The following is a 20,230-nucleotide window of genomic DNA, read 5'->3' on the forward strand; positions in this document are numbered from 1 at the left end:
ACTATGAAAAACACACTGGGGACAGCCCGAGCGGCCGGGGCAAAGCCCCTTTGAGCGGAAAAAGCTACCGCCTGTTCTGGCTATTTTTCACAGCCTCTTGTCATTTGCGACTGCAAACATAGTAACTCTGTGGGAGATAGAGATGTATGCTTCCTCTTATAGCGACTTGAGGACTGGCATCATGCGATGCAATGCCTCGGTGACTTGCGATCGCGGGCATGCGATATTGAGTCTTATAAACCCTTCGCCCGCAGCGCCATACATCGTGCCGCTATTGACAAGCACCCCTGCTCGGTCGTCTAGAACCCGTGTCAATTCATCGCTCGTCTTGCCTAGGGACTTACAGTCAAGCCACACCAGGTAAGTACCCTCAAGCTTTGTGACGCCTATCGACGGAAGATTCTCCTCAATGAATGTTTTCACTAGCAGATAGTTACTTTCGATATACTGGCATAGTTCGGTTAACCAAGGCTCGCCATAATTGTATGCAGCAATCAACGCTTCAACACCAAAGGGGTTGACATCACACACCTCATTGTCATTAATTGCTCTATCTATCTTGGCTTGAATCTCACCATTGTTGCATATTATATTAGCAATCTGCAGTCCGGCAGTATTGAAACTCTTGCTGGGAGAATTGCATGTGATAGTTATGTCTTGCAGTTCTTGGGATATTGATGCAAATGGAGTGAACTTATTTCCGTTCATCACAAGCTCGCAATGTATCTCGTCGCTCACAACAGTCACCCCGTGAGCAATACACAACTCACCCACTCGCAGCAGTTCGTCTCGCGTCCACACACGGCATGCAGGATTGTGAGGATTGCATAGCAGCAACAGCTTCACATCGTCTTGCGAGAGGCAGTGATCTAACTTGTCATAGTCAATCACATAAGTACTGTCTTGATAAACCAAGTCGCACTCAAGGACTTGGCACCCGTTGTTCTTGATTGATGAGAAAAAGCAATTATACACAGGTGTCATTGTCACAACCTTGTCGCCATGGCGTGTCATCGCTTTAATGATTGCCGAAACAGCAGGCACCACACCACTTGTATATTGTATCCAATCTCTCTTGATCTCCCACCCATGCCGGCGGGCAAACCAGCTGATGACCGCATCATAATAAGACTCGGGGACCGTTACATAGCCAAACACGCCATGCTCTACCCTAGTCCTCAAAGCATCAATGATTGCAGGAGCCGTCCTGAAATCCATGTCGGCAACCCACATAGGCAATACGTCATCGCCCACGTGATCAGAATCCCATTTATAGGAATTGGTGCCGCGGCGATTCACGGGAGTATCAAAATCAAAATTCATCACTTCTTGTTTGCTACATTAATTACACAATCGGCAGGCTGACTGATATTTTCGTCAAGAATCACCTCACCCACAGAATCCACATTTATCACTCCCGATGTGGGATTTTTTATGCTGCGTACATGTCCCTTGATTGAGGCATCGAGAGTCGAATATTCAAAGGCAAGGTCGGCATCATCGCCAAATGTGCAATTCTCAAGCACCAAGCCATGAGCGTAACACAATGGTTGAGTGCCGGTTATGCGGCAATTAACCAGTTTGAGGTTCTTGGAATGCCAGCCCAGATATTCACCATTGAGTTCCGAATCAATAATCGTGACGTTCTCCGTTTCCCAGAATGCATCTTTAGTAGTAATCTTGGCATTCCTGATGACTACGTTCTTGACATACTGGAATACATACTTGCTTTCACTGTCGAGTCCATCGACTTCGATGTTTTTGCTTCCCATGAACGGATAAGTGCCTTCACGCAGCGTCACATTCTTTATAGTCAATCCATCGATGTTCCAGAAAGTCTCATCGGCATCATTGATAGTAACATTCTCAAGAGTGAGATTTTTCATTTCTCTGAACAACTTGGGAGCATCAATCACGGTGTTGCGCATCAACATGTCATTGCTATACCAGATTGCCGAACGCGAACCTGGCGCAAAATAACAATTCTCAATCAGCGACCCATCGACGTGCCAAAATGGATATTTGCCTATGAAACGACAATTCACAGCTTCTATATTAGAGCACTGCTTAATTCCCGATTCTCCATCGACAATGGTAACATTCTCAATGCGGAGATCATGACTTTCAAAAAACGGTCTCTCTCCGCCCACTTCTATGTCTTTTATTACTTTCATCGCTCTATCTATTTATCATTGCTATATGTTATTTTTGATCCATCCACCACGCCACATTCTCAACAGGAAAATAGTGCCGCGGAAGCACAATTCGGTGGCCATCGCAATCCACATGCCCATTAACCCTATTCCGAACACATTGACTAACAGCCAGGCCAATGTCAACCTGACACCCCACATGCTCATAATGTTCATCCAGCACGGTGTCTTTGTGTCACCCGCACCCACAAAAACGCCGTAGGTGACAATAGCAGCAGCAAAGAATGGCTCGGCAAACGCTTCTATGCGCAGCACACTGCTACCCAGGTCAATGACAGTCTGGACATTTGTCATCATCGACATCATGCCTTCAGAAGCAATAAACATCAGAACACCCATGCATCCCATCAATGACATACCCAGAAAGACCGAGATGTAAGCAAAGTGCCGTGCTAGGTATCGGCGCCCGGCACCAAGGCTCTGTCCCACAAGCGTAGTGGCAGCATCGGCTATGCCGTAACCAGGCATATAGCACAAACTCTCGGCAGTGATAGCAAGAGAGTTAGCTGCTATCGACACATTTCCCAGCGGCGCAACAATCACGGTAGTGAGAATGTGTGCCGAAGACATCACAAACTGCTGTATTCCCATCGGTAACGATATCTTAACAGCCTTATGCAAACATTCCTTTGTGGGAATAAATGACCCACTGTCCAATGTAAGCTTCAATTCACGCGACCGGAACACAAGATAGTGCATCATAAACATGCACACAATGACCACCGCAATGGCAGTACCTAATGCAGCGCCGGTAACTCCCAAACCCGCACCATGGACTGTGAAAGCATAGTCACATACCGTGACACTACGAGTTGGGAATATGAGCAAGAAATTGAATATTACATCAAGAACACACATCAGTATGTTCAGCAAGCTAGGAATTCGCATATTGCCACTGCAACGAATCATTCCGCTCGCAAGAATATTGAAAATGAGGAATGGCAGGCATGATGAGAATATCAAGAAATAAGTTGACGAAGACATTATAATCTCCTCGTTGCCGCCTAACCATATGGGCAAGTAAGAACTAATGCCTATACCAAACAACGACAAGAATAACCCGAAAACCAAGCATGCAGTCATTGACTGCCGCACAATGTTACGAGCCTCAACATTCTTTTTGGCACCAATCAAATGGGCAACTTGAACCGAGAAACCCGTACAAAACGCGCCACTTATACCACCAAAAAGCCATAATGTTGTTGACACAAGTCCTATTGAAGCGGCTTCGTTAGCTCCCAGGCTGCCCACCATTGATGCATCAATGTATTGCATCACAATAGAAGACAACTGGGCCATGATTGCAGGCATACTCAACTGCGCAGTGAGCAAAAACTGCTGACGCAACGACATGTGCTCGCCGTCGCGTATCATCGCTAACAAACCATCTTTGCTATTAGAACCAGCCACAATCTATCAATATATTAAATATCCCATTGTCGTAAACCGACAATATCGCCAAATCGGGAGTACAAAGTTAGCAAAAAGGGGGAACACACACAAGAGCAAGTATCAAAAAAAACGCTCCCCGAAGGAAGCGTTTTTATATTTATCGTTAAGTAACTGATTACTTGCGAACGATAGTTACGGCACGGTCGAGTGAAGCACACTTGGGACCGTAGTTAGTAAGGTTACCGTCGTTGATCTGAGTCTCAAGACGAGCACCATCTACACCCTTGCCTTCGAGAGCGCCCTTAACGGTAGCAACGCGGTCCTTACGGAGGCGAGTGTTGATCTTGTCGTTACCAGTGTAGTTATCAGCCCAACCAGTGAGGAGGTATTCCTTGTTCTCATCGAGCATTACGTTAGCAACAGCGTCAACTACGTTGTTCTGAACGCCTACAATCTTAGAAACGTTGATGGGGAAGTAGATAGTTGCGAGGGGAGCGTCAGCCTTGGGAGCTACGGGAGCTACGGGAGCAGGCTTGCGGCAGTTCTTCAGCTGTTCCTCGAGGTCAGCGATCTTGCGATCAGCAGCAGCGAGACGAGCAACGAGAGCGTCACCTTCAGCATCTGTGTACTTGTAAGTGGGGCAAACGGGAACCACGGGAGCATTCCACTCTCTCTTGTTGAAACGGTAAGAGAGACCGAGAAGAGCAGAGGGATACTCAACCCATGTGCGGTTACCACGAGCGTCAACATGCTCTTGCATTTCCTCGAAACGGAGGTCAAGAAGCAGGTTAACCTGCTCGCTCAGACGGAATGTGTTGAGAAGACCAACACGAGCTGAGTAGTTGCGGCTTTCGCCACCCTTACCACCGTCATATTTCCAGTTACCCTTAGCATCTTTCTCATATACCCAGTGTACACCGAAACCCATATAGAGGTCAGCGTTGTAGAAACGACCGGGCTTGTAACCACACCACCAGTTAGTAAGGTTCAGAAGAACATCACCGAAACCACCGATGTTGTTGAAGTGCTGCAAGCTGTAACCGCGGTCCTTAGCTTCTTTTCCGAGGAAACCCAGAGCATTAACATTATCTGTAGCACCCTTCATCTGGTTGAACTCACCACCCACACGGAGACCGATGATGGGAGAGAACCACTTGCCTACAACGAGGTTGCCCTTGTAACCTACACGGTCACCAAACTTAGCGTGCTTGTCATAAGCTGACATCATAACGCCTGCACCACCGAGACCTTCAACGAACCAGTTGTCCTGGAACTTGTTGAAAATTAAACCTTGTGCAGGATCCTCAACATAAGTTACCTCCTGAGCGCTAGCAACAGTAGGAACCATGAACATGGCGCATGCAAGCGCCAGCAATGTAATCTTTTTCATAGACTTACGTGTTTTGTATCTGTTAAACAATTAATAATTTTATATTTTCTTACTCAAATTATTGTGCAAATATAGCACTTTTTTTTCTTGTGAGTATAATTTCCAACGAAAAAAATTCATTTTTTGTTGAAAAATCTCATCAATTTACAAATTTTAATATCTTTTCAGCTATATTTTCGGCAGTAAAACCAAATTTTTCGTCCAAAACCTTATAAGATGCCGAAGCACCGAAGTGGTCTAAACCGAAGATTTCGCCAGTGGGCACCACCCTACGCAAAGTTGAGGGAAGACCAGCGGTGAGACCAAATGCAGGGAGGTTAGCCGGAATCACCTCATTGCGATACTCGGTGTCCTGTTCTAGGAACAACCCGATTGAGGGAACAGAAACAATCTGAGCCTTCACGCCTTTCTCTTTCACGATAGCAGCAGCAGCGACGAGAGTAGCAACTTCGGAACCATTGCCCACAAGCACGACATCGGGATTCTCGTCCTTAACCACCACATATCCGCCACGCTCGGCACCGAGGGCTTCCTGATAGCGATTGCCGCTGGCCGCAGGCAGGTCGTTGATGTTCTGTCGAGAGAGGATGAGGGCAGTGGGAGTCTTGGTATTCTCCATCGCCATCTTCCAAGCCACCGAAGTCTCGGGACCGTCGGCAGGACGAAGCACGAGCATACTGTTGCGTCCGCTATGGTTTTTGAGTTCCTCCATGAGACGAATCTGTGCCTCTTGCTCCACGGGTTCATGAGTGGGTCCGTCCTCGCCCACGCGGAATGCGTCGTGAGTCCATATGAACTTAACGGGGAGTTCCATGAGAGCCGACAAGCGAACGGCGGGCTTCATGTAGTCGCTGAACACGAAGAATGTGCCACAAGCAGCAATAACACCACCATGAAGTGCCATACCATTTATTATAGATGTCATTGCAAGTTCTGACACGCCTGCATGCAGGAATGCACCTTTGAAGTCATGACGAGCAAAGGCACCAGCTTCCTTGAGGAAAGCGTCAGTCTTGTCGCTGTTAGCAAGGTCAGCACTTGACACAATCATATTCTTGACATTTTGAGCGAGCACCTTGAGCACAGCTGCCGACGAAGCTCGTGTGGCATTGTTGGGTTTCTGCTCGATTGCCGCATAATCAACTTGAGCCACCTTGCCATCGATATAGTCTTGAAGTTCCTTTGCCGCCTCGGGGTTAGCCTTAGCCCAAGCATCATGCTCGGCGCGACGTTTAGCTACGACCTCACGCAGTTCGGCTGCACGTTGTGCATACAGTTCAGCAACCTCGGGGAATACAACCCATGGATTCTCGGGGTCACCGCCCAGGTTAGCGATAGTCTTCTCAAAGCTTGCACCCGACTTGCCGATGGGATTGCCGTGAGTGCTGCACTTGCCTTCGAAGCTAGCACCGTCCTCGGTAACGCATCCGCGACCCATCACGGTGTGACCCAGGATGAGGGTGGGACGTTCAGCCTCGGCCTGTGCAGCCTCGAGAGCCTGGGCCATCTCATTAGCATTAGTTCCATCTACCTCAATTACGTTCCAGTTCCATGCACGATACTTAGCAGCAGTATCCTCGTTGCTCACTGCATCGCACTCGGTAGAAAGCTGGATTGTGTTGCTGTCGTAGAACATGATGAGATTGCTCAACCCCAGGTTGCCAGCAATGCGAGCAGCCTCTTGTGAGATACCCTCTTGCACGCCGCCATCACTGATGAAGGCATAAGTCTTGTGAGCGATAGTCTCACCAAAGCGTGCCACCATGAAACGCTCAGCAATAGCACAGCCCACAGCCATGACATGACCTTGCCCGAGAGGGCCAGAGGTGTTCTCCACACCATGTTTCACATCCAACTCGGGATGACCGGGCGTGATGCTGCCCCATGTGCGGAATGACTGAATATCCTCAAGTGTGTACTTGCCTGTGAGGAACAGCACGCTGTAAAGCATGGGTGACATGTGACCGGGATCAAGGAAAAAACGGTCGCGGGCGAACCATGTGGGATCATCGGGATCACAAACCAGATATTTAGAATAAAGTGTATTAACAAAATCGGCACCACCCATAGCACCGCCAGGGTGACCAGAGTTGGCTTTCTCAACCATACTTGCAGCGAGTATGCGAATGTTATCGGCTGCAATCTTCATAAGTTTTTCGTTTACCATAGAATCCGAAAAAGAAATTATTTTAAAATGTTATGTGATATTATTTTGAGTACGAAATTACTACAATTTGTGCAAATAGCAAAATAAACCTTAAAAAAAATGCATTTTGCACACCCCTGCATGCACACACATAATAAGGGTGCACCCAAATTGCTTCGATGCACCCATATAATATAATGTGTAATAATGATTACTTCTTAGCAGGCTTGCTGCCGATGAGCGCGTAGAACAGCATGTAAGCTACGCTGGCAACAATCACCCAGTAGCTCTGGATGTAACCAACAGCACCAGCAACGAGGTCCTGTACCAGAGGCACTACGCCACCACCAACTACCATCGCCATGAACAGACCCGAAGCAGCAGCGGTATATTTGCCGAGACCCTCAGTCGCAAGGTTGAAGATACCACCCCACATCACTGATGTGCAAAGACCGCAAAGCACAAAGAAGATACACTTGATGGGAAGTTCACCGCCAGTGAACTTGAAGAGAACCAGGTCTAAGGGGTTTTCTTCTGTTCCAGGGAGCGTGAAAGTATTGCTCTCGGGAACAAAGATTGCAGCAATGAGAAGTACAAGCGCAACGGTGCAAACTGTCACAATCTGTGCACGTGTCGAAACCTTACCGCTGATGAAAGAAGATGTGAGACGGCCAACAAGCATAAGCAGCCAGTAAACAGCAGCAACGGTACCAGCAATAGCAGCCGAACCAAGGACAGCGTTCTCAGAAGTGTCACTGAGGTAGAAAATCATTTCACCGGGGATACCAACCTCAACACCTACATAAAGGAAGATAGCGATAATACCCAGCACCAGGTGACGATAGCCAAGCGCGCCCTTTATCATTTCCATCATATTGCCATCGGCCTGCTCGGGCTCTTGGAGCTTAGTGAAATAAATGATTGCGAACGACGCTGCAAAGATGCCCATAGCAATCATCAACAAGGGAGAAACGTCAGACATCGAAGTCTTGTCGGTTACCTGACCAATCATGGCACCCACCAAGAGGGGAGTGAGAGTACCAGCAAGCGAGTTGAGCGAGCCGCCAGTCTGAATGAGCTGGTTACCCTTGTTGCCGCCACCGCCAAGGAGGTTGAGCATGGGGTTAACAACGGTGTTAAGAATACAAACGCAGAAACCGCAGATGAAAGCACCGAGAAGGTAAACAACGTAAGTGCTAATCTCTGTACCAGCAAGTTTACTTGAAATAAACTGTACAGCAATACCCACGAAACCCAGTGCAAGCGCTACAAGAGCTGTCTTCTTGTAACCCATCTTTGAAATCATCATACCTGCAGGAACACCCATGAAGAGGTATGCTGCAAAGTTCATCATGTTACCCATCATGCCAGCCCACTCGTACTGGATTTTCCAGATCTGGCCGAATGGAGCCGCCATGTTAGTCACGAAAGAAATCATAGCGAAGAGGAACATCATCGCAATGATGGCAACCAATTTGCCGTTTTTGTTTTCTGTTGACATTTTACTTAGTGTTATTTTTGTTAATAATTAGTTTTTTTCGGTTGTAAGATTGACTACAAAGTTAGTAAATTATTTTATAAATGTGATTTTTTTGCACAAAAAAAATGACGAGAAGTTCCTATGACGCCCCGCTGACACTCCTCAACAATAACATTTATAAGTAAATTTTATTGCTATGTCGTGGCGATTTTGAGATGCCCCAAAGTGAATCATACATGATGGAGGGACCCGTCACCATGTATCGTAACCTATGGTCGCTAGACGGTAGGACAGATGTATGCCATATTATTTTCAGTGCGGCCCCTCTGAGGCCGTTAGTTTTATATTCCCTTCTCCGACGGACTGCGTCCGCCGGTTACGATGCAATAAGGCGGTTCCACCGCCAGAAGCACTTATCCCTCTTCTACGATAAGGTGTCGCACAATACGAAATTGCATTATTACCCCACAAAACACATTTTGCGCTCCCCTGGTTACGATGTAATAAGGTGCCACCGCCTGTACCACTTATCCCCATCAAATAGGATCTATTCTACTGTCAACAAATCTGTCCAAGTTTAGCAATCGTAACCAGTGGTACACAGACCATTGGACACAACATATACCGCCATCCATGACGGGAAACCCGTCACACTGCATCGTAACCGGCGGTCGCTAGACCGTCGGATGGAAAGCTATCCACCACAACGGCCTCGGCAGAGGCCACACTGCATCGTAACCGATAGTCGCTAGACGGTCAGAAAGACACATGGCCATCGGTCAGCAATGGGATAAGACATAGTAACAGAAGGATATATAGCATTGGGAGAGGTAGAGCAACCAGGTAATTCAATACTCACGGTGGCCGAAAATGGCGGTCCCGATGCGCACTAACGTGCTGCCATGCTGCACTGCAATGTGCCAGTCGTCGCTCATTCCCATGCTTATTTCGCTGAACGCGTCGTTGCTTGCCATGTGTGTGGCACGCAAGGCTTTGAACGTGTCTTCAACGGTTGAGAACTCGCGGGCAATGAGGGTCTCGTCGTCGGTAAACGTTGCCATTGCCATGAGTCCGCGCAGGCGCACGTGAGTCAATCCGTCCAGTTCTCCCCTACCTGCAGCCTCAAGGAGTTCGCTTGGTGCAAAACCGCTCTTGGCTTCTTCTTGTGCAACGTGTAGTTGAAGCAGCACATCTACCGTGCGATCCAATCGTGCAGCCTCGGCATCGATGAGGCGTAGCAATTTCACCGAATCGACGCTCTGAATCACGCTGACATGCTTCACCACCTGACGCACCTTGTTGGTCTGCAAGTGGCCTATGAAGTGCCACTCGATGTCACCGGGCAGTTGCTCGGCTTTAACCGCCAATTCCTGGGCACGGCTCTCGCCGAACACACGCTGTCCGGCATCATAAGCCTGTCGCAGTGCCTCCACAGGATGAAACTTGGAAACGGCAACGAGGCGAACCCCCTCAGGAAGTTGCGCCTCAATGTGTTTGATATTGCTTGCTACGTCCACAATCACTCTTTTTCGGCAGCTTTGTCGGCAAGTGTGCGTTTAAGGTCGGCCGAGAACACGTCCATGAGGGCAGTCTCGGTGATCGAAGCGATTTCAAAGTCGGCCATGGTGTCCTTCATACCTTCCATGAATACTGTGAGCGCGTTGCTGAACTCGCTTGCCTGAACCAGCTGGAATGTTGCAGTTTTTTTCTCGACAGCAGTCTTCTCGTCAATGGTGATGAAGTTAGTTTTCACCTTGTACCACTTGTCGCCTGCCTGATTATAGAAGATATCGCTGAGATTGATGCGACGCACTGCCGACACTGAAAATTCACCAGAGATGTAGGGTTGCATCTCCTCTGTGATGCGAGCTTCGGCCTCGGTAAATGAGAGGGCATCGACGAGATAGGGCTCAGTTACAGTCTTGAGAACACCTGTCTCCATCATCTTATCATACTTTACTTTACATTCAAACCATTGTGACATAATATCTTATCATTTTAATGTGTTAATATTGGTTGTGTTTACAGCACAAAGGTAACATTTTTATGCGTAACCTGTGTGTTAAACACCTTTAATTTTTTCAACAGCCGCCTTATATTCTGCAACGAGTTCGTCAAAGACCTGTTGTACCGTCTGCACAGGCTTGCCCTTGAGCAACGCCGATGTCTGGCCTATCTCTAATTCGCCAGTCTCCACATCACCCTCGAAGATGCCGCGGCGCGAAGCCCCTGTGCCAATAATTTCGAGCAATCGCTCGGGCGAAGCTCCCTCGTTCTCGGCAGTCTCAATGGCAGTGTAGAATCCGCCCTTCACCAGACGTGTGGGAGATAATTTGCGCAACAGCAGTTTTGTGTCACCCTCATTGAGGTCGAGGCAACGCTGCTTGAATGCGTCGCTGGCGCTGCTCTCCTGTGTGAGCGCGAATCGCGTACCTACCTGGACACCCTCGGCGCCGAGCACCTTAGTTGCCAGGATAGCGTCGCCGGTCGCAATGCCACCAGCAGCGATGAGGGGTAAAGAAATTGCCTTGCGTGCGGCAGGCAAGAGACACATTGTAGTAGTCTCTTCACGCCCGTTGTGACCTCCTGCTTCAAAGCCCTCGGCCACAACAGCGTCCACCCCAGCCTGCTCGCACTTCAAGGCAAATGTTGATGATGCAACGACATGGGCCACTTTGACTCCATGCTCGTGCAAGAACGGGGTCCACTTCTTGGGACTGCCCGCACTAGTGAACACCACGGGGACTTTTTCCTCTACGATGATGTCCATGAGACGTTCTATCTGCGGATACATGAGCGGCACGTTCACGCCGTAAGGCTTACTTGTGGCAGCTTTGCACTTGCGGATGTGCTCTTGCAGCACCTCGGGCGTCATTGACCCGGCACCAATAAGACCTAATCCGCCGGCATTGCTCACAGCTGCCGCCAGACGCCAACCGCTGCACCACACCATGCCACCTGCTATGATGGGATATTCTATTCCGAATAATTCAGTGATTCTGCTTTTCATAATGTTAATTAATATTTTCGACTAACAAAGTTACAAAATTTTCTCTCATTATGCAAAAATACTTTTCACTATTGATAAAAAATTAGTAATTTTGTAGTCTAATTATGAAATCAATAACACAATATATATTATTTACTTTTATTTTGCTGTGTCCATTAGTGTCTCCTTGCCAACGCATTGCTGTGCTGGGCGACTCTAACACGTGGCTGGGCGGCGACAACTGCGGCAGCCAGCGCGGATGGACCTACTGGTTCGGCCAGGAAATCCGTCCCGAATCGCTGCGCAGCTATGCCCGGAGCGGCGCAACATGGACCAACACCGCAGCCACCATTGCCAACGTTGACGAGAACATCGGTGTGCTGGGCGATAACAACGTGATATACAACCAAGTGTTGCGCCTTAACGCCGACAACAAACCTAGTCCCGACTACATAATCATAGGAGCCGGAACCAACGATGCGTGGTTCTCGGGCAAGCGTCCCGGCGCATTCGCGCAAAGCGTGGAGCAGGCGTGGGGGCAAAACGACAACGACGTGCTCAACATGAAGGCTAGCGAAGTCACGTCGCTGGCTCTATCGGTAAGGCACAACGTGTTGCTGCTCAAGCAACAGCACCCCAAAGCACATATCGTGCTGCTCACGCCCATGCAGACTACATCGGCCCCGACCGAACTGATAGCGCAAGCAGGAGATATCATCGAGCAATGCGGAAAGCGGCTCAACTGCCACGTGATCAGGCTCGACAAGGAGTCGAAAGTTGTGGCGCAAAACGAGAGAAGACGCAAGGTTTACACTAGCGACGGTACCCACACGTCGGTGAAAGGTGCCAAGTCTAACGGCATGCTCATCGCTACTAGCCTGCGCAACTTGTTCAAGTGACACTTAATTTTTTTATAGAAGTCCCCTATTATGGTATTTGCCGACTTATTCTTCTTATTTGCATTCCTACCAGCATTCATTATATGCTACATGGCCGGTGTGTTGATTGACCGCTGGCTTGCACACGACCATGCGTCAATACCCACTAGCAACACGGTCAAAAACCTGGTTCTCATCGTGTTCTCGCTCATTTTCTATGCTTGGGGCGAACCGGTGTATGTGTTCCTGATGCTATTGAGCGTGCTCATGAACTACATCGTGGGACGGGCCATGGACAACGCCACGCGGTGGCGCAAGCTGGCGCTCGGCGTGGGCGTAGCGTGCAACTTGGGCGTGCTGGGCGTGTTTAAGTATGCCAGCTTCTTTGCCGAGCAAGTCAACGCGCTGGGCCTGCCTTGCGCCATCCCCGACATCGCGTTGCCCATAGGCATCAGTTTCTACACGTTCCAGTCACTCTCCTACCTTGTCGATGTCTATCGCCGCGAGTCACCGGCGCAACGCAGCTACTGGGGACTGCTGCTCTACATCTCCATGTTCCCGCAACTCATTGCCGGCCCCATCGTGCGCTATGACACCGTGGTCAACGAGATACACAAGCGCACCATTACCTCCGACGACGTGGCCCAGGGCATCACCCGCTTCATGCTGGGACTGGCCAAGAAGGTGATTATTGCCAATCAGTTGTCGGAAATTGCCAAACAGTTCCTAGATTCGGGCAACGGCGACCTCACTACTACTGGCGCATGGCTGGGAATACTAGCGTTCACGTTCCAGATTTACTACGACTTCTCGGGCTACAGCGACATGGCGATAGGCATAGGCCGCTGCATGGGTTTCCGCTTCAACGAGAACTTCAACCACCCCTACTGCTGCAGCTCCATCACCGATTTCTGGCGTCGCTGGCACATGTCGCTGGGCAGCTTCTTCCGCGACTATGTTTACATTCCCATGGGCGGCAACCGCCGGCACCAGTGGTTCAACCTGCTCACCGTGTGGTTCCTCACCGGCATGTGGCACGGAGCCAGCTGGAATTTCATCCTGTGGGGCCTCTACTTCGGGGTAATACTGATGATAGAGAAATACACGCTGCTGCGATGGGGCATTCCTGCATTTATCATGCACATCTACAGCCTTATATTAGTGGTACTGGGATGGGCAATCTTCTACTTCGTGGACATGAACGCAATGGGCAGGTTCTTCATGGTGGCATTCGGCAATGCCAAGGAGTTCACCAACATCATCACCGAGACAGCCGTGATGAACAACTTCTGGCTGTGGATCGTGGCAATCGTCTTCGCCATGCCCGTGCGCAAGTGGGCCGACACTTTGTGCCAGAACATGATGGGCGGCGAGGACAGCGCGTTCTACCGCTTCACCGTGATGAGCGCACGCATCGTGTTCTCCATCGTGGTTCTCATCGTGAGCACAGCGTTACTCGTGGGAGCCACCAACAATGCATTCCTTTACACACGTTTCTAATCACATCACAATGAAAAAGATATTCATTCTCACTGCAATACTAGCAAGCATGGTTCCGGCCATTGCACAGACAACCGACACCCCCTCTCAACCCCGCATGCGCAAAGGCGCACAAGGCATCATCATCCTGGGCGACTCGTGCAACGTGAGGGCTTTCAGCCCGTTCAACGGCGGCAGCGAGTGCATGGTGGACTATGCACAGGTGGCCAACGAGTACTACCGCAACTTTGAGGGCAAGGTGAACATCTACTGCATGCCAGTGCCCACAGCGGCAGCATTCTACGGCGGCGACCAGATTGCCGACGTCAACCGCTCGCAAGCCAAAGCCATAGACAAGTGCTTCCAGGCGCTCGACAAGAACGTGCATGGCGTGGCGCTCATACCCGAACTCACAAAACACGCCAGCGAGGACATCTACTCTCGCACCGACCACCACTGGGCACCGCTGGGCGCTTATTACGCAGCCCAGCAGTTTGCACGGGCAGCAGGTGTTCCGTTCAAAGATTTGTCGCACTATGACAAACGCGTGGTGCGTGACTTTGTGGGCACCATGTATCGATTCACTAAATGCATCGACATCAAGAACAATCCTGAAGATTTCTACTACTATGTGCCCAAGGGTGTGGACTACTCCACCACCTACATTGAGTACACCCTCGACAAGTCACGCCGCAACGTGGTCAAGGCAGGAACACTGCACGAGGGAGAATTTTTCTGGAGCTATAAGGACGGATCAGGACTCGCCTATTGCACATTCATGGGAGGCGACACCAAACTCACCCACGTGAGCACATCGACCAAGAACGGACGCAAACTGCTCATACTCAAAGACAGTTTCGGCAACGCGATACCAGGCTACCTGTTCTACTCATTTGAGGACATCCACGTGGTAGATTGCCGTTATTTCACCCTCAACCTCACCAACTATGTGAAAGAGAACGGAATCACCGACATCCTCTTCTGCAACAACAGCGCGCATGCGGCAACGGCTCGCACCACCAAGTACCTGCGCAACTACCTCGTGCAATAACGCACTAGCACAACCACAGTTATGAACAAGACATTCATTTGCATTTTCAACATAGTATTCCTGACAATGGCAGGAGTGTTTGCCACTTTTCCTCGCAGCACGTTTTCCGAACTTGAGCGCCGCGAACTCGCCACTGTGCCCGAGTTCAGCGTCGACAAACTCAAGGATGGCACTTACGCCAAGGAGATATCGGAATGGTTCAGCGACAGTGAGCCGTTCCGCGACCAACTCATGACTCTGTCGATGGGCTTAAAGCAGCACCTTGCGCTCTCGCTGGGCAACGGCGAGGATGATATCGTGTTCCATGCTTCTGACCAGCAAGATAGCAACGAAGAGAACCAGGAAGTTGCCGAGGACGACAACCGCAATATCGCCGACTTTGACGGCGGAGACCTTGCCGACGAGAACGCCAAACTCGCCACCGCGGGCATCATCATCGTGGGTTCGGGCCCCAACGTGAGAGCGCTCAACGCCTACGGAGGCGATGCCAACGGCGGTGTTTCCTATGCCGAGACCGCTAACGCCTACCAAGAGGCATTTGGCGGCAAAGTGCAGGTTTACTGCATGGTAATTCCCACTTCCACCGAGTTTTACCTGCCCGAGAAAGCGAAGAAACTGTCAAGACCACAGTTGCCCACCATTCGCAACATTTACAGCCATTTGCTGCCACAGGTCAAGGCTGTGGACTGCTACACGCCGCTGTCACAACACGTGAAAGAAGACATCTACCTGCGCACCGACCACCACTGGGCACCACTGGGCGCATTCTACGCCGCGCAAAAGTTTGCCCAAGTGGCGAAAGTGCCGTTCAAGGACTTGTCAAACTATGACAAAGTGGTGGTTCACGGATATGTGGGATCAATGTATGGTTACTCACACGACATCGCAGTGAAAAATGCTCCTGAAGATTTCGTGTCCTACGAACCGCGCGGCGTGCAATACACCACCACCTATATCACCTACACCCTGTCCAAAGGGTTCAATATCACTCACGAGAGTGCTCCTGCCAAGGGTGAGTTCTTCTTCCACTTCAAGGATGGCAGCACCGCTGCCTACTGCACCTTCATGGGCGGAGACACCAAGATCACGCAAGTGCGAACCTCGACCAAGAACGGCCGACGTCTCATCATCCTCAAGGACAGCTTCGGCAACGCACTGCCGGGCTACCTGTTCTTCTCATTTGAGGAAATACATGTCATCGACACCCGCTACTTCACCAAGAACATGAAGCAATATGTTGAGGCAAACAAGATTACAGACATCCTCTTTGCCAACAACATCTACAAGGCTTACAGCGGCGGCAGCGCCAAGGCATGCATGAGATTCCTCACGCAAAGCGGCGCACTGCCCAGCACACCGAGCGAGAGCGGCAACACCGAGAAAAAGAAAGAAAAGCCCAAAGAGAAGGAAAAAGCCACACCCAAGGAGCAAGAAAAGACAGAGACTCCCAAGCACGAAACCACAGAGACTCCACAAGAGCCCACCGAAACTTCAACATTATGAAAGCATTTCGATTAAATGTACTCGTTTTAGCTATCTTTTTAGCATTGCAGAGCTGCTGCCCTGGTCACACCGAGGAAGACTTTGTAGGCAGGACTTATCGCGCCGAAGACAATGCTGAAATTAAATTCATCTCAGCAGATTCATGCTTGTTGATTAACATTCATTGGGACAAGGCATTCGATAGAGAGGACTGGTTAAAGAGTTTCCAATCATATCCCGACACATTATTGTGTAGATGGAACTACGAGAAACACAATGATGACTCCGACCGACTCCGTTTGTCATATGACACCCACAGCTTCGAGATATTCCCGTCTTGCGGCAATGAAATAATACATCCTTCAAAGGAAAAACTGGGGATACATTTCATAAAAGATCCCGACAGCATGGAAACCTATGAATTCATCCAAATTTCCAATGTTATCACAAAGTAATTACAATCAAATACGGCCGGGGTAACTGATTAAAATTAGTCCCTACAGTTTTTTAAGAAAAACTCATGCAGGAACGGTTACACGAACGCATAGTAATGAGTTTCTCCTTTCATAAGCCTTCTATAACATTTTTTTGTTTGATGACACTTATTTCCTTTGAATATTTAAAATTTTCTCCATCGTGGTATCCGTAAACGTTCGCCATATTTCAAGTTTAACTTTCTGGTAGTCATCGAAGAGTTGAGCTACACGTTCTATCTCAAACACTAAACGGAGATCATTCTTGTCCTCATTCTCCTGAGCCTCCTTACGGTAGCCAAGACGGGCAATCTTAATGAAGTACAGATCGCGGATGCCCTTGCCTGAGAGGTAAGGCATAAAGTAGTAGAGTTTGTTGAGTGCAATAGTGGTTGGGAACCTCTTACCAGTATAGTAAATTTTGGCGGTACCATCCAGATACTGCTCCCAGTTGTCTTTTTTAACGTTACATATAAGGATGTTCTTTGTGAGGTCAATGGGCAATCTGGTCTTTCTATCGGGTGTTACATACTCAATTTCAACATCCTCACGAACCGTAAAATTCTGAGTGATTGGTTCAAGTTCAAACTGTTTGAAAAGATCATAGAGATTAAGTTGCCTTATACCTATTCTTTTGTATTCTTTTCTCTTTTCGCCCGAATAACGTAATATAGCATCTGCTACAAAATATCCTAGATTAACAGGAACAGCATTGCCAATCATTTGCTCTATATTAGTTTTTGTTCCTTCAAAGTTAAAATCTTCGGGAAAAGTTTGAATCATGCTACGCTCATGTGTAGTTAATGGGCGAATACCCTCTAAACTATCAACAGGGTCTCCAGGATGAAGCTGATAGCCTTGGGGCATCGGACGGTTCACACCACGAATAGTAGCACTCGGTTCAGCTGTACTGAATATTCCACGACGCACATAACTACGTGGATGACGATAATAGTATTGGATATCCAACTTATCACCAAAGTATTCAGCAACACTCATCTCATGGTCAGATAGGTTTTCTCGTATTATTTCTTGCATGAAATCGTTTTCAGCACCAAGTTTGCCAATCATAACAAAACGCTTACGTTTCTGCGGGACACCACACAAAGCCGCATTCAAGACAGTATAGCTTGTACCATAACCTGCTGAATGGAATATTCGAAGTGCATCTACAAGTTTTTGTGTTTTCAAGATGCGTTCAACATTTTCCATTACGAACCATTGTGGTCTAAGCTCTGCAATAATTTTAGCAAAAGCCACAGTAAGATCTCCTCGTCCATTATCCTCGTTACGTTTTCCTGCCGAAGAGAAATCTTGACACGGAGGACCTCCGATAATCATATCTGGGTTGTATGGACGTATCTGATGAATGGAAGCCTCAATATCCATCAGGTCAGCGTGGATTGCAGGATGATTAAAATTATTGCGATAAACGTAGAGTGCATCCTGCCAGTTATCGAAAGCAGCAACAATATCCATGCCTGCTTTCTCAAAACCAAGACTTAGTCCGCCACACCCACAAAATAAATCAACAACTCTCATTTGGTACTAAATAATTCTGGGTGACTAACAAGGTAGGCATCAAATCGACGTTCTGGACGAAGGAACTTCTGACCATCGCCGAGGATAATATTCTTAATTTCAAACTTTGAAATACGAGGCTTGGTTAATTCTTTGCATTTCATCAACGGATTTGCAAGTTTACCGCTAATAGCGAATGCTTTATCTGTCTTGTAGTTATACGCAAGATCATTAACGATGTCCGTATAGTTAAATTTACCAAACTGAGTGAAATCCCAAAGCATCTTGTATAACCAAATGATTGTACGTTGGTTTCGAGAAATATCATCAACGGCATTGACATCGCGAAGACACATCTGGATGACAGAGAGGTTTGACCACACGAACACGTCAAGACAATTCTCTTCGAGGTCTGTTAATTTTCTGTCAGTTTTCCAAATAGGCTGCATGACAAGAGGAATTTGCATGTGTACAGAATCCATAGACACAGCCTCAATCGCTTGTTTGATGGAATCAAAATGAGGGACAACCTGACGGATCTCGCTCCAGTTTTTTATCTCCGATCCAATAGTATTGAGCAAGTCGTGGAGTTTCTGTCTTCCCTTTGGAGAGTCGTAGCAAGAACAGATAGAACAAGCGAGAAACAAAATCGTAGGCGAGCGTACCACTATTTCACTTCCGTAATCCTCATCTATACAATCCTTGGTCGTACTATCTGGCAATGTTGTGAGCTTGACTTCCAGTCCGCGTACAGCCTTTTCCGATGTACGATTTATCATAACAAGGTCTATCTTTTCCTTTCTTGTTGCTGTGTAGTATTTCTCAAAAGGATAATACCCAGCTTCAAAATCATAATACGCCTCGTCACTCAACGGATCAATACCGAGTAGAGTTGTAGAATCTATGTGTTTATGAACAATCTCGTTGTTCTTATTAGTGCAAATGAATATTGGTTCTATATTCTTGTAGCCCATATATGCAACAAGAGATGCAGGAAATGAACTATTGAACTGGTTCTTACCCCATGCATCTTCAAATCTATAATCCCTGCTTGAGTGTTTTTGTCCAAACAGACCAGGAGCTACGCCTTCCACGAAGTAAACAACTTTTTTTTCTTTTTTTGCCATTGTACTATCTTGTATAACCCAATAATGGAATAAAATTGTTAACAACTTAATGGTAAAAACTGCACATATCGTTGACTTTAATAATCTTATATTGCATAAATATCACTCAAGCAACAACGCTGTGCGCAACATATATGCAAATATATAAAAAATCCTTGACAATTGCAAGAATTTATCGAAAGATTCAGTCTGCAATCTCAAAAAAAAGCATACTTAACATACCGATTATGTCAACTGGTTAAATATAATTCATTTGACAAATAGTGATTATTTTGTGTAACTATTCACCAATGGAACTGCCCGCGCGGATCTCACTGAACTCACTGTTTTTTTCATTGAAAATATATATTTTTGTGGATTTTTTAGACCTCAGGGAGGTCGTAACTTTGGTTAACCGCTGGTCGCAGACCTGCGGACTGCCGGTGGGGGTGTGAAGTGTAACAAAACGCGGTTGAAGAGCGCTACCTCGAACCCAGAAAGTCCATTAGAACAAATGAAAATATTTTGCTTCTCATTGGCGTGATTTGCACTATCTTTCGTTCATATATGAACCCATATATTCGCTCAATATAGCACAAATCCTGACACAATGATAATCTAAAATCTTGT

At 47.9% G+C, this 20,230-nt stretch carries 16 protein-coding genes; 5 read left to right on the forward strand and 11 right to left on the reverse strand.

The features are described 5' to 3' along the window. Positions 1-156 precede the first annotated feature (156 nt). From ACKI3C_RS01450 to ACKI3C_RS01490, 9 genes are all read right to left on the reverse strand, one after another. Positions 157-1,323, reverse strand: a complete 1,167-nt coding sequence (locus ACKI3C_RS01450; protein ID WP_407401309.1) for a MalY/PatB family protein — start codon at positions 1,321-1,323, stop codon at positions 157-159. Then, positions 1,323-2,174, reverse strand: coding sequence for a DUF3737 family protein (locus tag ACKI3C_RS01455; RefSeq protein ID WP_407401311.1), 852 nt, complete (start codon positions 2,172-2,174; stop codon positions 1,323-1,325). The genes ACKI3C_RS01450 and ACKI3C_RS01455 overlap by 1 nt, the downstream gene beginning before the upstream one ends. Positions 2,175-2,195: 21 nt before the next feature. Further along, entirely contained in the window at positions 2,196-3,626 is a 1,431-nt protein-coding gene (locus ACKI3C_RS01460; protein ID WP_407401339.1) for an MATE family efflux transporter, read from the reverse strand. A 154-nt stretch (positions 3,627-3,780) separates the two neighbouring features. Beyond that, on the reverse strand, positions 3,781-4,995 hold the full coding sequence (locus ACKI3C_RS01465; protein WP_407401313.1) for an OmpA family protein: 1,215 nt from the start codon (positions 4,993-4,995) through the stop codon (positions 3,781-3,783). A gap of 139 nt (positions 4,996-5,134) precedes the next feature. Beyond that, on the reverse strand, positions 5,135-7,162 hold the full coding sequence (locus ACKI3C_RS01470) for a transketolase family protein (RefSeq protein WP_407401315.1): 2,028 nt from the start codon (positions 7,160-7,162) through the stop codon (positions 5,135-5,137). A gap of 190 nt (positions 7,163-7,352) precedes the next feature. Beyond that, the gene (locus ACKI3C_RS01475; protein WP_407401317.1) at positions 7,353-8,642 is read right to left on the reverse strand and encodes an MFS transporter; all 1,290 of its coding nucleotides are present in this window, start codon (positions 8,640-8,642) and stop codon (positions 7,353-7,355) included. Between the two features lie 827 nt (positions 8,643-9,469). Continuing rightward, a complete protein-coding gene (locus ACKI3C_RS01480; protein ID WP_407401319.1) occupies positions 9,470-10,138 on the reverse strand; it encodes a YggS family pyridoxal phosphate-dependent enzyme in 669 nt (222 codons plus the stop codon). Positions 10,139-10,140: 2 nt separating this feature from the next. Then, positions 10,141-10,605 carry a DUF4494 domain-containing protein gene (locus tag ACKI3C_RS01485; RefSeq protein ID WP_407401321.1) on the reverse strand — a complete coding sequence of 155 codons (465 nt, stop codon included), beginning with the start codon at positions 10,603-10,605 and terminating at the stop codon, positions 10,141-10,143. 78 nt (positions 10,606-10,683) lie between these two features. Further along, positions 10,684-11,631 carry an NAD(P)H-dependent flavin oxidoreductase gene (locus ACKI3C_RS01490; protein ID WP_407401323.1) on the reverse strand — a complete coding sequence of 316 codons (948 nt, stop codon included), beginning with the start codon at positions 11,629-11,631 and terminating at the stop codon, positions 10,684-10,686. Between the two features lie 143 nt (positions 11,632-11,774). Between ACKI3C_RS01490 and ACKI3C_RS01495 the strand changes: the two genes are divergently transcribed. Genes ACKI3C_RS01495 through ACKI3C_RS01515 form a run of 5 tightly spaced genes read left to right on the forward strand, consistent with a single transcriptional unit; the run spans position 11,775 to position 16,955 of the window. Continuing rightward, positions 11,775-12,509, forward strand: a complete 735-nt coding sequence (locus ACKI3C_RS01495; protein WP_407401325.1) for an SGNH/GDSL hydrolase family protein — start codon at positions 11,775-11,777, stop codon at positions 12,507-12,509. Between the two features lie 30 nt (positions 12,510-12,539). Further along, positions 12,540-13,988 (forward strand): MBOAT family O-acyltransferase, encoded by a 1,449-nt coding sequence (locus ACKI3C_RS01500; RefSeq protein ID WP_407401327.1) that lies wholly within the window; start codon positions 12,540-12,542, stop codon positions 13,986-13,988. 10 nt (positions 13,989-13,998) lie between these two features. After that, positions 13,999-15,018: a DHHW family protein gene (locus tag ACKI3C_RS01505; RefSeq protein ID WP_407401329.1), complete on the forward strand. Its 1,020-nt coding sequence runs from the start codon at positions 13,999-14,001 to the stop codon at positions 15,016-15,018. A 21-nt stretch (positions 15,019-15,039) separates the two neighbouring features. Continuing rightward, complete coding sequence (locus ACKI3C_RS01510; RefSeq protein WP_407401331.1) at positions 15,040-16,521, forward strand: DHHW family protein; 1,482 nt, start codon at positions 15,040-15,042, stop codon at positions 16,519-16,521. Continuing rightward, entirely contained in the window at positions 16,518-16,955 is a 438-nt protein-coding gene (locus tag ACKI3C_RS01515; protein ID WP_407401333.1) for a hypothetical protein, read from the forward strand. Before ACKI3C_RS01510 ends, ACKI3C_RS01515 begins: the two co-directional genes overlap by 4 nt. Positions 16,956-17,102: 147 nt before the next feature. Here the strand turns inward: ACKI3C_RS01515 and ACKI3C_RS01520 are convergent, their stop codons facing one another. Beyond that, on the reverse strand, positions 17,103-18,515 hold the full coding sequence (locus ACKI3C_RS01520; protein ID WP_407401335.1) for a DNA cytosine methyltransferase: 1,413 nt from the start codon (positions 18,513-18,515) through the stop codon (positions 17,103-17,105). Further along, the gene (locus tag ACKI3C_RS01525; RefSeq protein WP_407401337.1) at positions 18,512-19,621 is read right to left on the reverse strand and encodes a HindVP family restriction endonuclease; all 1,110 of its coding nucleotides are present in this window, start codon (positions 19,619-19,621) and stop codon (positions 18,512-18,514) included. The genes ACKI3C_RS01520 and ACKI3C_RS01525 overlap by 4 nt, the downstream gene beginning before the upstream one ends. Between the last annotated feature and the right edge of the window lie 609 nt (positions 19,622-20,230).

It is taken from the genome of Sodaliphilus sp. (assembly GCF_045598405.1).
GTDB lineage: Bacteria > Bacteroidota > Bacteroidia > Bacteroidales > Muribaculaceae > Sodaliphilus > Sodaliphilus limicaballi.

What these genes read in the sequence shown, in the direction of transcription:
- ACKI3C_RS01465 (WP_407401313.1), bottom strand. Translation starts at nt 4,995, where the DNA reads ATGAAAAAGATTACATTGCTGGCGCTTGCATGCGCCATGTTCATGGTT.
- ACKI3C_RS01520 (WP_407401335.1), bottom strand. Translation starts at nt 18,515, where the DNA reads ATGAGAGTTGTTGATTTATTTTGTGGGTGTGGCGGACTAAGTCTTGGT.
- ACKI3C_RS01470 (WP_407401315.1), bottom strand. Translation starts at nt 7,162, where the DNA reads ATGGTAAACGAAAAACTTATGAAGATTGCAGCCGATAACATTCGCATA.
- ACKI3C_RS01515 (WP_407401333.1), top strand. Translation starts at nt 16,518, where the DNA reads ATGAAAGCATTTCGATTAAATGTACTCGTTTTAGCTATCTTTTTAGCA.
- ACKI3C_RS01485 (WP_407401321.1), bottom strand. Translation starts at nt 10,605, where the DNA reads ATGTCACAATGGTTTGAATGTAAAGTAAAGTATGATAAGATGATGGAG.
- ACKI3C_RS01505 (WP_407401329.1), top strand. Translation starts at nt 13,999, where the DNA reads ATGAAAAAGATATTCATTCTCACTGCAATACTAGCAAGCATGGTTCCG.
- ACKI3C_RS01525 (WP_407401337.1), bottom strand. Translation starts at nt 19,621, where the DNA reads ATGGCAAAAAAAGAAAAAAAAGTTGTTTACTTCGTGGAAGGCGTAGCT.
- ACKI3C_RS01455 (WP_407401311.1), bottom strand. Translation starts at nt 2,174, where the DNA reads ATGAAAGTAATAAAAGACATAGAAGTGGGCGGAGAGAGACCGTTTTTT.
- ACKI3C_RS01510 (WP_407401331.1), top strand. Translation starts at nt 15,040, where the DNA reads ATGAACAAGACATTCATTTGCATTTTCAACATAGTATTCCTGACAATG.
- ACKI3C_RS01490 (WP_407401323.1), bottom strand. Translation starts at nt 11,631, where the DNA reads ATGAAAAGCAGAATCACTGAATTATTCGGAATAGAATATCCCATCATA.
- ACKI3C_RS01475 (WP_407401317.1), bottom strand. Translation starts at nt 8,642, where the DNA reads ATGTCAACAGAAAACAAAAACGGCAAATTGGTTGCCATCATTGCGATG.
- ACKI3C_RS01450 (WP_407401309.1), bottom strand. Translation starts at nt 1,323, where the DNA reads ATGAATTTTGATTTTGATACTCCCGTGAATCGCCGCGGCACCAATTCC.
- ACKI3C_RS01500 (WP_407401327.1), top strand. Translation starts at nt 12,540, where the DNA reads ATGGTATTTGCCGACTTATTCTTCTTATTTGCATTCCTACCAGCATTC.